The organism is Enterobacter sp. JUb54 (genome assembly GCF_014298075.1).
Classification (GTDB): Bacteria; Pseudomonadota; Gammaproteobacteria; order Enterobacterales; family Enterobacteriaceae; genus Klebsiella; species Klebsiella lignicola.
Genome location: NZ_CP060418.1, coordinates 2,566,969 through 2,579,626, shown reverse-complemented (window position 1 = coordinate 2,579,626; position 12,658 = coordinate 2,566,969). Strand labels below are relative to the sequence as shown.

Genomic DNA, 12,658 nt, shown 5'->3' with positions numbered 1-12,658 from the left:
GTCTCCGACTTAATTGCTGAGGTTAAACATGCTGAGTTTGTTGGCATTGGAATCATCAATCAGGATGCAATCCATCAGCTGTTTTTCCTCTTTTTGCGCTTTGCCGTTTTTCAGGAAAAAGTCCGCCTGCTCAACGGCCATTTGCGCTTGCTTCCAGCCAGGTTGCAGTACCGTGGCTTTGATGTTGCCTTTATTGATGATGGAGTCGCGGGTGTAGTCACTGCCGTCGAAGCCGACCACGATGACATCCTTTTTCCCGGCAGCTTTCAGCGCGGCTTCCGCACCGAGCGCCATGGTATCGTTACCCGAAATCACGCCCACGATGTCCGGGTTCGTCTGGAGAATGGCTTCCATTCGGGTGAAGGCTTCGGTCTGGCTCCAGTTAGCGGTCTGCTGGGCGACCATCTTCATATCGCTGTAGTCGTCCAGCACATCGTGGTAACCCTGAGAGCGAACGCTGGCGTTGGTGTCTGACTGACGGCCAAGCAGCTCAACATATTTCCCTTTGCCCCCCAACAGTTTTGCGAATTTCTCCGCGCCGAGCTGTGCTCCCTGGTAGTTATTCGACACGATCTGCGCGACGGCGATGCCGGTTTTGTTGATTTCACGATCGATTAAGAACGCCGGTACCCCAGCGGCTTTGGCTTTCTCAAGCGGGCCAACCGTGGCATCCGCACCGGCGTTATCAAGGATTATCGCTTTGGCCTTACGGGCGATAGCGGTCTCTATCAACTGGTTCTGTTTGTTGACGTCATCATCGTGGGAGGCAATGAGCGTGCTGTAGCCAAGCTCTTTGGCTTTTGCTGCGGCGCCGTCGGCTTCCGCTTTAAAGAACGGATTATCGTGCGAAGGGGTGATGATCGCGATCAGGCCATTATCGGCAGCATACAGCGAGCTGCAAGCCGCTAAGGTCGATGCGAACAGGACAGACTTAACAAAGGTAGATTTCATCTTTTTCTCCACATTGAATATTTATTCAATAATGATTTATTATTCGAGATAACGATAAGTCTGACTCGAGAAGCTGTCTATGCTTTGCGCAGGTAATTTTTTAAAAGGAGAAAAGGATCACGCTTCGTCGGGGGAGAGGGTGCAGGTTATGAGATGTCGATCGATTTGTAACCAGTTGACGGAAATGATGATATTCCCAAGATACGGGAAAACACTCGCCTGTAGCTGTAAACGTAGCGTCGTGGCATCCAGGGAGATAACCTGCGCGGCCTGAAAGTCGGCAAACTTCTGGCTATGGGACGACCACGCCTTAAACCCGCTCTCCTTTGCCGAAAACGCCAGCGTCAGGGCCAGTTCAAAGGGCAGTCCGCTCGCGTTTAGCACCGCGCGCTCCGCCGGGTTGATAATGCTGCTTTCCAGCTCCGACGCCAGAGACGGCGAAAACAGCCGTTCAATATCAACGCCGACCGGACACTCAGAGACCACCGCCAGCGCGCTATGTTCGCAGTGACTGATGCTGCCGTACCACGGCGCGGGCCACAGCGGCTGGCGCTGATCGCCAATCCCAGGGATCGCTTTTACGCCCACTTCCCGCAGGGCGTAAGCTGCGGCGATACGGCCGGCAAGATGCTCGGTCTGCCGTTTACGCACGCCGTTAGCGAGCCGGGCATGGTGAGGGAGCCACAGGAGATCGGTGGCCTGAAACGTCGCCGGATCGAAATCAACCCGCATAAGCGAGTGGCCGGCAAGCTGAATGATTGCGTGTTGGATTTGCATCGAAGGATGTTAACAGATTCCTCCCTCCGCCCTCCATGAGAAGAGGGCGGGGGAGATCAAGCGGACAATCAGAAGTGGGTATTAACGCTCATGTACCAGGTACGACCCGGTTCGTTGAAAGTCTCAGCCCCTGCGCCGTACATATAGCCGGTCGCGCCGCCGGTGGTCTGGGCATTACCGGCACGCCAGTGACGCTTGTCGAAGACGTTATCCACGCCGCCGGTCAGGCTGACATATTTGGTGACGTCCCAGGTCGCGCTCAGGCCGAGGATGCTATACGGGCTAACCTCGTTTTTCTCGCTGCCGGTGACCGGCTGACCTTTGTAGTTATATTTCTTCGGCTGCTGCTTGCCGTACCAGGTGAAGGTCGACTGCACGGAAACGTCTTCCTGAATCTGCCAGCTCAGAGTGGAGTTCAGCGTATATTCCGGAATAATCGACAGACGATCGCCGGTGGTTTTGTTCTTACTCTGCAGCATATAGGTGATGTTGTTGGTCCAGTTCACCGTTTCCGTGACCGGTACGTTCAACGTGCCTTCCAGACCTTCAACAACCGCTTTCGGGACGTTTTCCCATTTGTAGAGATCGGTGCCGCTACCGTTGGTGTAAACCGGCGAATAGCCCGCTTCAATCTTGTTACGGTAGTCGTTGCGGAACCAGGTGACGCCCGCCAGCCAGCCATCGCGTTTAAACTCGAGGCCAACTTCTTTGTTGATGCTGGTTTCTGCTTTCAGGTCTTCATTACCCTGCAGGTAGCAACCGGCCTGGCTCGCGTAGCAACCCTGGCCGCGGCTGTAGAGAATGTAGTTCGGGTTGGTCTGATACAGGCTCGGCGCTTTGTAGGCGCGGGCGATGCCCATTTTCAACGTGAAATCATCCCAAAGCCCCTGGGACAGGTTCAGGGAAGGACTCCAGTTATTGCCGACAATGCTGTGATGATCGAATCGCAGCGCCGGCGTCAACATGGTGGTGTCGGTCAACTCCATGTTGTCTTCAGCAAACAGAGAGAAAATCTCGGCTTTCGAGTACGGGCTACGACCGGTGCTGTCGTAACCTGGGATGGTCCCGCCCATAAAGGTTTGGGTGTTTGACGCCTTATCCTTCATGCGCTGCTGGTTCCATTCGGTGCCCAGCGTCAGGTTCTGATTGACCCACAGATCGAACGGAATGCTGATTTCGCTGTGCAGCATCACGTCGGACAGGTCGATATCAGAGAACTGATTGCTGCTGAAGATCCCCTCGGTTCCCCCGGCCAGACCTTCACCTTTACGTGAGTTGCGGGTATGTTCGTACTGCGCCCAGTTGCTGGTGGTAATACCGTTATCCCAGGCACCGTTCCAGGTCACCGAGTAGGTGTTACGGTAGATACGGTTGGTCTCTTTACCGTAGTTCTCTTTCACCAGGTCGTTGGAGTTGGTGTTCTGCGTATCACCGGAGTAGAGGTTGCCCTGGCGGCTGTAGCCCGCTTCGAACTCCAGGGATTGCATCGGCGCGAAATCCCAGCGCACGACACCGTCGATATTCTTGTTTTTAACCCCTTCGCGCCCGGCGGGCAGGGTATCGGAATAAATGCCGGTACGCTCGGACTGATGGCCCTGGTTGATGTCCCAGGCATCAGCCTGAGTTTTGTCCAGGTTGCCCAACAGGCGGAAGCTGAAATCGCCGCCCAGCGGGCCGCTGAGGCTGAAGTTGGTACGCTTGGTGGAGCCTTCGTCTTTATGCTCCGGGGCGTTCATATAGGTGTTCCATGAACCGTGCCACTCATCGCCACCTTTTTTGGTGATGATGTTGACCACGCCGCCTGCCGCGCCGTTACCGTAGCGGGCGGCGGCCGGGCCACGAATGACCTCGATACGCTCGATCATTTCTGGCGGAACCCAGCTGGTGTCGCCGCGGGTGTCGCGCTCGCCGCGCCAGCCCAGGCGCACGGAGTTACGGCTGGTGACCGGTTTGCCATCAATCAGGATCAGGGTGTTTTCCGGGCCCATGCCGCGAATATCAATCTGACGGTTGTTACCGCGCTGGCCGCTGGTGGAGTTACCGGTCAGGTTGACGCCCGGCATGGTACGAATGATTTCTGAAACGTCGCGGGCCGGTGGACGTTTACGAATTTCATCGGCGGTGATGGTCGAGACGCCAGGCGCCTGCAGGTTTTGTTCGGCGGCAGTCACCACCATGGTTTCTTCGGTGGCCGTTTTTTGGCTATCGAGGGTCTCTTCTGCGCACAGCGGGAAGGCCGCACCGTAAATTCCCAGGTTGACCAGTAAGGTCAATGATTTGATTTTGTTATTCATTTTACGTCCTGCTTTTCGTTGCCGCCTTCCCCTGAAGTCCCATCCCACCGGGAGGGGAGGCCGCAAAAAATGTCGTCAGTTGAGGGCCCAGGCATTCCGTCGCTAACCGAATGACCTTCGCTGACCTGTGTAATTAGAAGTGACTCTCCCAAAGGGCGGTAATACGCTATTGCAAATGCAAATAGTTATCAATAATATTATCAATAAAAATTACGTTTGTTGAGAAAAATCACGATAAACATAGGGTTAATAACGGGATGTTAATAACAGGAAGTGATGAATGGTGGCAGACGCTCTCCGGACCGCAGTCCGAGGCCTGTGATGACCGCTGTTTAGTGACATTCTGGTGGCGGGATCCGGCGGGTGGCGAAGAGACTTCCTCGACCCGGCGAGTGTGGATTTACATCACCGGCGTGACCGACCATCACCAGAATGCCGTACCGCAAACCCTAACGCGTGTGCCTGGCACCGATGCCTGGCGCTGGCAAACGACCCTGTCGCCGACCTGGCGCGGCAGCTACTGCTTTATTCCCTCCGACCGTGAAGACGACTTCGCCCCTGAGATTTTCAACGCCGGCAGCCCGGACCGCATGCTGTTGCGCGAAGGCTGGCGCAAACTGCTGCCGCGGGCGATTGCCGACCCGTTAAACCCCCAAAGCTGGAAGGGCGGGCGCGGCCACGCGGTGTCGGCGCTGGAGCTCCCGCAGGCGCCGGAACAACCCGGCTGGTCGCCGCGCAACACTCCCGCGTCTGCGCCGGTTTGCATTGAATGGCGCAGCGTCAGGCTGGGCAACACCCGGCGGATATGGATTTACACCACCGGCGATGACGCGCCCGAAGAACGCCCGCTGGCGGTGCTGTTGGATGGCCAGTTCTGGGCCGAAAGCATGCCGGTCTGGCCGGCGCTGGCCGGGCTGACACGCGAAGCAAAACTGCCGCCGGCGGTCTACTTGCTGATTGATGTCATTGATAACGAACATCGTGGCCGGGAACTGCCCTGCAATGCGGATTTCTGGCTGGCGGTGCAGGAAGAGTTATTACCCCAGGTGCATCACATCGCCCCTTTCAGCGACCGCGCCGATCGTACCGTGGTCGCCGGGCAGAGCTTTGGCGGTCTGGCGGCGATGTTTGCCGCGCTGTACTGGCCGGAACGCTTTGGCTGCGTCCTGAGTCAGTCGGGATCCTACTGGTGGCCGCATCGCGGCGGCGCCGGAACGGGCCTGCTGATTGAGCGTCTGAGCCAGGGGCAACTTCACCCGCAGGGGCTGCGGATCTGGCTGGAAGCCGGTGAGCGTGAGCCGCTGATTTTTCGCGCCAACCAGGCGCTTTTATCGCAATTACAACACACACAGCAGACGATTTTCTGGCGTCAGGTTGACGGCGGGCACGATGCGCTTTGCTGGCGTGGCGGGCTGACGGCAGGATTAATCCAGCTATGGCAGCCGTTGAGCCGCGACCACTGACAAAGCGCGCTTCAGACTCAACATCATTGCGATGACGCGATGGCGGCAGCCTGCGCCAAAGTACCGTGAAGGATGGCGAGTAGAGACAGGAGTTTGGTATGCAATTCAGCAACCCCTTCGATAATCCGCAAGGGCAGTTTTATATTCTGCGCAACGAACAGCAGCAGTACAGCCTGTGGCCGCACCACTGCGCCCTGCCGCAAGGCTGGACGGTGGTCTGCCCACCGCAGCCCTCAGAGGCATGCCACACCTGGCTGGCCGAGAACTGGACAACCCTCACCCCCGCACACCATGCACGCTAAGGAGTCGAAGATGACCACTCGTTTACCGCTGGTGGCGGCACAGTCCGGGATCTGGATGGCGGAGCGGCTCTCTACGCTGCCCGGTGCATGGAGCGTGGCCCACTATGTTGAACTGCGCGGCAACCTTGACCCGGCGCTGCTGGGACGCGCTATCGTCAGCGGTCTGGCGCAGGCCGATACCCTCAGCATGCGGTTTTGCGAAGATAACGGCGAAGCCTGGCAATGGGTCGATGAGCGCCGTACTTTTGCTGAACCTGATTCTCACGATCTGCGCGATGCGCACGATCCCCATGCCGCCGCGCTGGCGCTAATGCAGGCCGACCTTGGACAGAATCTGCGGGTCGATGGCGGCAATCCCCTGGTGTGTCACCAGCTGATACGGGTGGCGGATGATTGCTGGTACTGGTATCAGCGTTATCACCATTTACTGGTAGATGGCTTCAGTTTCCCAGCGATTACCCGCCAGATCGCCGCGATTTACCGTGCCTGGCAACGTGGAGAAGAGACGCCTGCATCTCCCTTTACGCCTTTCGCCGAGGTGGTGGAAGAGTACCAGCAATACTACGGCAGCGATGCCTGGCAGCGGGATAAACAGTTCTGGATGGCGCAGCGAAAAGCGCTGCCGTCCCCGGCCTCGCTCTCGGCTGCACCGTTGGCTGGACGTGCGACCAGCACCGACATCTGGCGGTTAAAACTGGATGTTGACGCCGGTCTGTTCAGCCGCCTGGCGACCAGCCTGCCGCAGTGCCAGCGTGCCGATCTGGCGCTGGCGCTGACGACCCTGTGGCTCGGTCGCTTATGCAGCCGGATGGATTATGCCGCCGGGTTTATCTTTATGCGGCGTATGGGATCCGCGGCGCTGACCGCCAGCGGCCCGGTGCTTAACGTGCTGCCGCTGGCGGTGCATATCGACGCTCAGGAAACCCTCGCCGAGCTGGCGCTGCGTCTGTCCGCACAGCTGAAAAAAATGCGTCGTCACCAGCGTTACGACGCTGAACAGATTGTCCGCGATAGCGGCAAAGCCGCCGGTGATGAGCCGCTGTTTGGCCCGGTGCTGAACGTTAAAGTCTTTGATTACATTCTGGATATTGATGGCGTTGAGGCCGTGACCCACACCTTAGCGACCGGCCCGGTCAACGATCTCGAACTGGCGCTGTTCCCGGATGAGTCCGGTGGCTTGTCGCTGGAAGTGCTGGCCAATAAAGCCCGCTATGACGAAGCGACGCTGCGCAACCACGTGGCGCGCCTGTCTGCGCTGCTGGCCCAGTTTGCCGCCGATCCGGCGCTGCGCTGCGGTGAAGCCAATATGCTGTCACACGACGAAACGGAACAGCTGGCGCAGGTCAATAATACCGGCGTCGCGCTTCCGGTGACCACGCTGAGTGCGCTGGTCGCGGCGCAGGCGGAGAAAACCCCGGATGCCCCGGCGCTGGTGGATGCCCGCTGGCAGTTTAGCTACCGCGAAATGCGCCAGCAGGTGGTGGCGCTGGCGCAATTGCTGCGTGAACGCGGTGTGAAACCGGGCGATAGCGTGGCGGTGGCGCTGCCGCGATCGGTGTTCCTGACCCTCGCGCTGCACGGTATCGTCGAAGCCGGTGCAGCCTGGCTACCGCTGGATACCGGCTATCCGGACGACCGTCTGCGCATGATGCTGGAGGACGCGCGTCCGACCCTGCTGATTACCTCTGAGGATCAGCTGGCGCGCTTTAGTGATATTCCGGGCCTTGAAAGTCTGTGCTATCAGCAGCCGCTGGCGGCGGGCGATGCCGCGCCGCTGGCGCTGTCACAGGCCGATCACACCGCCTATATCATCTTTACCTCTGGTTCCACCGGGCGCCCGAAAGGGGTGATGGTGGGGCAAACCGCGATCGTCAACCGCTTGCTGTGGATGCAGAATCACTACCCGCTTAGCGCCGACGATGTGGTGGCGCAAAAGACGCCATGCAGCTTCGATGTGTCGGTCTGGGAGTTCTGGTGGCCGTTTATTACCGGCGCGCGGCTGGTGATGGCGGAGCCGGAAGCCCACCGCGATCCGCTGGCGATGCAGCAGTTCTTTGCTCGCTACGGCGTGACCACGACCCACTTCGTACCGTCGATGCTGGCCGCGTTTGTGGCCTCGCTGGATGGCGAAAACGTCGCGACCTGCCGCACGCTCAAGCGCGTCTTCTGCAGCGGCGAAGCGCTGCCGACCGGGCTGTGCCGCGAATGGGAAGCATTGACCGGCGCACCGTTACACAATCTGTATGGCCCGACGGAAGCGGCGGTGGATGTGAGCTGGTATCCGGCCTGTGGCGCGGAACTGGCGGCGGTGACCGGCAACAGCGTGCCTATTGGCTGGCCGGTGTGGAACACCGGGCTGCGCATTCTTGATGCCAGCATGCGTCCGGTTCCTCCTGGCGTGGCGGGCGATTTATACCTGACTGGTATTCAGCTGGCACAGGGATATCTGGGCCGTCCGGATCTGACCGCCTCGCGCTTTATTGCTGACCCGTATGCCGCCGGCGAGCGGATGTACCGGACCGGCGACGTGGCGCGCTGGCTGGAGAACGGCGCGGTGGAGTATCTCGGGCGCAGCGACGATCAGCTGAAAATTCGCGGTCAGCGTATTGAGCTGGGTGAAATCGATCGGGTGATGTCTGCGCTACCGGATGTTGCCCAGGCGGTGGCGAATGCCTGCGTCCTCAATCAGGCGGCAGCAACCGGGGGCGATGCCCGTCAACTGGTGGGATACCTGGTATCCGAGTCCGGGCTGCCGTTGGATACCGCGGGGCTGAAAGCGCGTCTGGCCGAGCAACTGCCGCCGCATATGGTGCCGGTGGTGCTGATTCAGCTGGCGGAACTGCCGCTGAGCGCCAACGGCAAACTGGATCGCAAAGCGCTGCCGCTGCCGACGCTCGGCAACGAACAGCGCGGTCGTCCGCCGGAGGCGGGGATTGAAACCACGGTGGCCCAGGCGTTCAGCCAATTGCTGGGCTGTGAGGTCAACGATATTGACGCCGACTTCTTTGCCCTTGGCGGTCATTCGCTGTTGGCAATGCGCCTGGCGGCGCAGCTCGGCCGTGAACTGGATCGTCAGGTCACTCCAGGGCAGGTGATGGTGGCGTCGACGGTCGGAAAACTGAGCGCGCTGCTGGCTTCCGATCTCAGCGATGAACAGGCCCAGCGCCTGGGCTTCGATGCGATTCTGCCGCTGCGGGTGAGCGACGGACCAACATTGTTCTGTTTCCATCCGGCGTCGGGCTTTGCCTGGCAGTTCAGCGTGCTGGCTCGCTATCTCAGCCCGCGCTGGTCGATTACCGGCATTCAGTCGCCACGACCGGAAGGGCCAATGATGCGCGCGGCCTGTCTGGATGAAGTTTGCGAGCAGCATCTGCAAACGCTGCTGGCACAGCAGCCGCACGGGCCATATTACCTCTTCGGCTATTCCCTTGGAGGAACGCTGGCGCAGGGCATCGCCGCCCGTTTACGCCAGCGCGGCGAAGCGGTGGCCTTCCTCGGTCTGCTGGATACCTGGCCGCCGGAGACGCAGAACTGGGCGGAGAAAGAGGCCAACGGTCTGGATCCGGAAGTGCTGGCGGAGATCGATCGCGAGCGCGAGGTCTTCCTGGCTGCTCAGCAAGGGCAGGCCTCCGGCGAGCTGTTCAGCGTGATCGAGGGCAACTATGCCGATGCGGTACGTCTGCTGACCACCGCGCACAGCGCGAAATTCGACGGCAAGGCCACGCTGTTTGTCGCGGAGAAAACCCGTCAGGAAGGGATGGATCCGCAGGTGGTGTGGGGTCCCTGGGTGGGAGAGCTGGAGGTCTTTAGCCAGAACTGCGCCCACGTGGAGATTATCTCGCCGCAGGCCTTCGAATCGATTGGCCCGGTAGTGCGGGAGATTCTGGGGTAATCCTGAACCGGTTCCCGGATAGCGGCGCCAGCGCCTTATCCGGGCTACCGTATCCACATGCCATCACTGAACGTAGCCCCGGTAAGCGCAACGCAACCGGGGATGTTTGCTTAACGGCGTCCCAGCGGTACGACCAGCGGGGTGTGGGCGACCGGGTCGTCGATGATCGTGCAGCGCAGGCCGTAAATCTGTTCGATTAGCTCAGCAGTAACAATCTCTTTCGGTGCGCCCTCGGCGACGATTTTTCCGTCGCGTAGCGCAATTAAATGGGTCGCGTAGCGGCAGGCCTGGTTGAGGTCGTGCAGCACCGCCGCCAGGGTATATCCCTTCTCGCGATTCAGCTCGCTCAGCAGCTCCAGCAGATCGATCTGATGGCTGATGTCCAGCCAGGTGGTGGGCTCATCCAGCAGCATAATGGCGGTTTCCTGCGCCAGCACCATTGCAATCCATGCCCGCTGCCGCTGTCCCCCGGACAAGGTATCGACGCTCTGTTGTGCCAGCTCGGTAATGCCGGTGGCCTTCATCGCGTTGTTGACCGCCTCATCATCCTCTTTACGCCAGCGGGTAAACATCGGCTGATGCGGATAGCGACCGCGGGCGACCAGTTCCTGCACCGAAATATCGCCAGGCGTAGTGGCATTCTGCGCCAGCAGGCCGATGCGTTTCGCCACTTCTTTACTGGCGTAGCGCTGGATCTGCTCGCCATCGAGATAAACGTGGCCGCTGACCGGGGTCATCAGGCGGCTCAGGGTTCGCAGCAGCGTGGATTTGCCGCAGCCGTTGGGGCCAATAATCGCGGTGAAATGGCCGTCAGGAATGGTAACGTTCAGCGATTCGGCGATGATCTTTTTGCCGTACGCCAGGGTGAGCTGGTCGCCACGCAAACGGGTCGTTTCAGCGGTCATTTTTTGCGGGACTCCTGAATTAACAGCGCGATGAGATAAATGCCGCCGAGACTGACGGTCACGACGCCCACCGGTAATTGATAGGGCATAAACAGACGCTGGGCGCTGTAATCCGCCAGCGCCAGCAGCAGCGCGCCGCAGAGCGCCGATTGGGTTAATCCCCAGCGCGCGGTGCCGCTCAGGCGGCGGGCGATATGCGGCGCCACCAGAGCGATAAACGAAATTGGCCCGGCCAGCGCGGTGGCGGCGGCGGTGAGCACCACCCCTACCAACATCATCAGCAGACGGGAACGTTCAACCCGCACGCCAAGCGCGCAGGCGGTGTCATCGCCCATTTCCAGCAGGCGCATGCGGCGAACGAGCAGCGCGGCACATACCAGCATCAGCATAATCAGCGGCGCGGAAGGCCAGGTTTTACCCCAGGTCAGGCCATTGAGGGAACCGGCATTCCACAGCCCGGCGGAGAGGGCGGTTTCCAGCGAGGCGCGCAGCAGCAGCCAGGTGTTGAAGGCAACCAGCATCGCGCGCACGCCGATACCGATAATAATCAGACGAAATGTTTCAATGCCGTTGCGCCACGCCAGCAGCCAGACCACCAGCGCCGTCAGCACGCCGCCAACCATCGCCGCCAGGGCGATAGCCGTCAGGTTCTGGCCGAACATCACCATCGCCACCAGCACGCCGCTCCAGGCGCCGGTATTGAAACCCATCACATCCGGGCTGCCGAGGGGGTTGCGCATCAGTGACTGAAAAATAGCGCCGCTGACGCCAAGGGCCGCGCCGATAAGCAGCGCCATCAGCACCCGCGGCAGACGCCATTCGGTCACTACCATGGTGATATTGCGCGGCGCATCCCCCAGCAGGGCGGAAACGACCTGATTGATGCTGAGCGGCACCAGACCGCTACCGAGTCCCAAAAGCGAGACGATCAGGCTGGCGGCAAGCAGAATCAGGCAGCTGAGCAGCAGGCGGCGGGAAGGCGTTTTCACATTGCACCTCCACGCGACTGGCGGCGTACCAGCCAGATCAGCACCGGCGCACCGATAAAGGCGCTGACCACCGATACCCGGAGTTCACCGGGGACCAGCAGGCGGCCGAGGACATCGGCAAACAGCAGCAGGGCAGGAGTGGCCAGTAAGGTTACTGGCAGCGACCAGCGATGGTCCGCGCCCACCAACCAGCGTGACATGTGCGGCATCATCAGGCCAATAAAGGCGATGGGGCCAACCACCGCGGTGGCGCTACCGCAAAGCACGGTAATGGCCAGCAGGCCGATAAACTGGGTGCGAGCGACCCGGCTGCCGAGCGCGGTGGCGGTATCGTTACCAAGGCTCAGGCTGTTCAGCGCCCGGCTTAACAGCAGGGTGACGGCGGCGGCGATCAGCACCGGAAGCAGGACGATTTTCAGCGTTTGCAGGGTGCGGATATCCAGCGAGCCGGCCTGCCAGAAACGCAGCTGGTCATAAACTTCAGGGTTGAGTAAGGCAATACCGTTGGAGAGTCCTTCCAGCACGGCTGCCAGCGCCACGCCGGCCAGCGTCAGGCGCACCGGGCTGAGCTGGCCGCCTCCCTGGCTGCCGGTAAAGGCCACCAGCAGCGAAGCACCAAACGCGCCGCAAAATGACATCAGCAGCTGTTCCTGCGGAGAGTGGATACCAAACAGCGCCGCCCCCAGCACGATGGCAAAGCTGGCGCCCGAGTTGACGCCGAGTATGCCGGGGTCGGCCAGTGGGTTACGGGTCAGGGTTTGCATCAGCGAACCCGCCAGGCCCAGCGCGGCGCCTGCCAGCAGCCCCGCCAGGGTTCGCGGCAGTCGGGCATCGAGTACGATGGTGCAGTCGGCGGTGCGGCAGGTACCCGAAAGGGCATCCACAACGACGTGCAATGGAAGCGGTTTGGCCCCGACGAGCAGACTGAGGGCGATAGCCACGGCTAAGACGAGTAACAGACCAGGTACGGCAACGGCGCGCACCCTGGTCACAGGAAACGACATAATTCACATCCCTGATATGATAATGATAGTAATTATCGTTATCGATTCTATTCAGTTATGTTAGCATGGCCGCCCACAAGA

The 12,658-nt window shown here is 60.2% G+C and carries 9 protein-coding genes; 3 read left to right on the top strand and 6 right to left on the bottom strand.

Going from position 1 to position 12,658, the window contains the following annotated elements:
* Nucleotides 1-9: 9 nt before the first annotated feature.
* The 3 genes from HF679_RS11920 to fepA form a co-directional block, all read right to left on the bottom strand.
* Entirely contained in the window at nucleotides 10-951 is a 942-nt protein-coding gene (locus HF679_RS11920) for a D-ribose ABC transporter substrate-binding protein (RefSeq protein ID WP_049267707.1), read from the bottom strand.
* A 117-nt stretch (nucleotides 952-1,068) separates the two neighbouring features.
* The gene (gene entD / locus HF679_RS11915; protein ID WP_187043000.1) at nucleotides 1,069-1,728 is read right to left on the bottom strand and encodes an enterobactin synthase subunit EntD; all 660 of its coding nucleotides are present in this window, start codon (nucleotides 1,726-1,728) and stop codon (nucleotides 1,069-1,071) included.
* 68 nt (nucleotides 1,729-1,796) lie between these two features.
* Complete coding sequence (gene fepA, locus HF679_RS11910) at nucleotides 1,797-4,022, bottom strand: siderophore enterobactin receptor FepA (RefSeq protein ID WP_123755897.1); 2,226 nt, start codon at nucleotides 4,020-4,022, stop codon at nucleotides 1,797-1,799.
* Between the two features lie 209 nt (nucleotides 4,023-4,231).
* Between fepA and fes the strand changes: the two genes are divergently transcribed.
* From fes to entF, 3 genes are all read left to right on the top strand, one after another.
* The gene (gene fes, locus HF679_RS11905; RefSeq protein ID WP_227540131.1) at nucleotides 4,232-5,485 is read left to right on the top strand and encodes an enterochelin esterase; all 1,254 of its coding nucleotides are present in this window, start codon (nucleotides 4,232-4,234) and stop codon (nucleotides 5,483-5,485) included.
* Between the two features lie 98 nt (nucleotides 5,486-5,583).
* Nucleotides 5,584-5,787 carry an MbtH family protein gene (locus tag HF679_RS11900; RefSeq protein ID WP_123755899.1) on the top strand — a complete coding sequence of 68 codons (204 nt, stop codon included), beginning with the start codon at nucleotides 5,584-5,586 and terminating at the stop codon, nucleotides 5,785-5,787.
* A gap of 10 nt (nucleotides 5,788-5,797) precedes the next feature.
* Complete coding sequence (gene entF, locus HF679_RS11895; protein ID WP_187042999.1) at nucleotides 5,798-9,679, top strand: enterobactin non-ribosomal peptide synthetase EntF; 3,882 nt, start codon at nucleotides 5,798-5,800, stop codon at nucleotides 9,677-9,679.
* Between the two features lie 110 nt (nucleotides 9,680-9,789).
* Here entF and fepC read toward each other — a convergent pair whose 3' ends face one another.
* From fepC to fepD, 3 genes are read right to left on the bottom strand one after another with little or no spacing between them, the layout of a single operon-like run.
* The gene (gene fepC, locus HF679_RS11890) at nucleotides 9,790-10,584 is read right to left on the bottom strand and encodes an iron-enterobactin ABC transporter ATP-binding protein (protein WP_154143480.1); all 795 of its coding nucleotides are present in this window, start codon (nucleotides 10,582-10,584) and stop codon (nucleotides 9,790-9,792) included.
* On the bottom strand, nucleotides 10,581-11,573 hold the full coding sequence (gene fepG, locus HF679_RS11885; protein ID WP_187042998.1) for an iron-enterobactin ABC transporter permease: 993 nt from the start codon (nucleotides 11,571-11,573) through the stop codon (nucleotides 10,581-10,583). Before fepG ends, fepC begins: the two co-directional genes overlap by 4 nt.
* The gene (gene fepD / locus HF679_RS11880; protein ID WP_123755903.1) at nucleotides 11,570-12,577 is read right to left on the bottom strand and encodes a Fe(3+)-siderophore ABC transporter permease; all 1,008 of its coding nucleotides are present in this window, start codon (nucleotides 12,575-12,577) and stop codon (nucleotides 11,570-11,572) included. Before fepD ends, fepG begins: the two co-directional genes overlap by 4 nt.
* Between the last annotated feature and the right edge of the window lie 81 nt (nucleotides 12,578-12,658).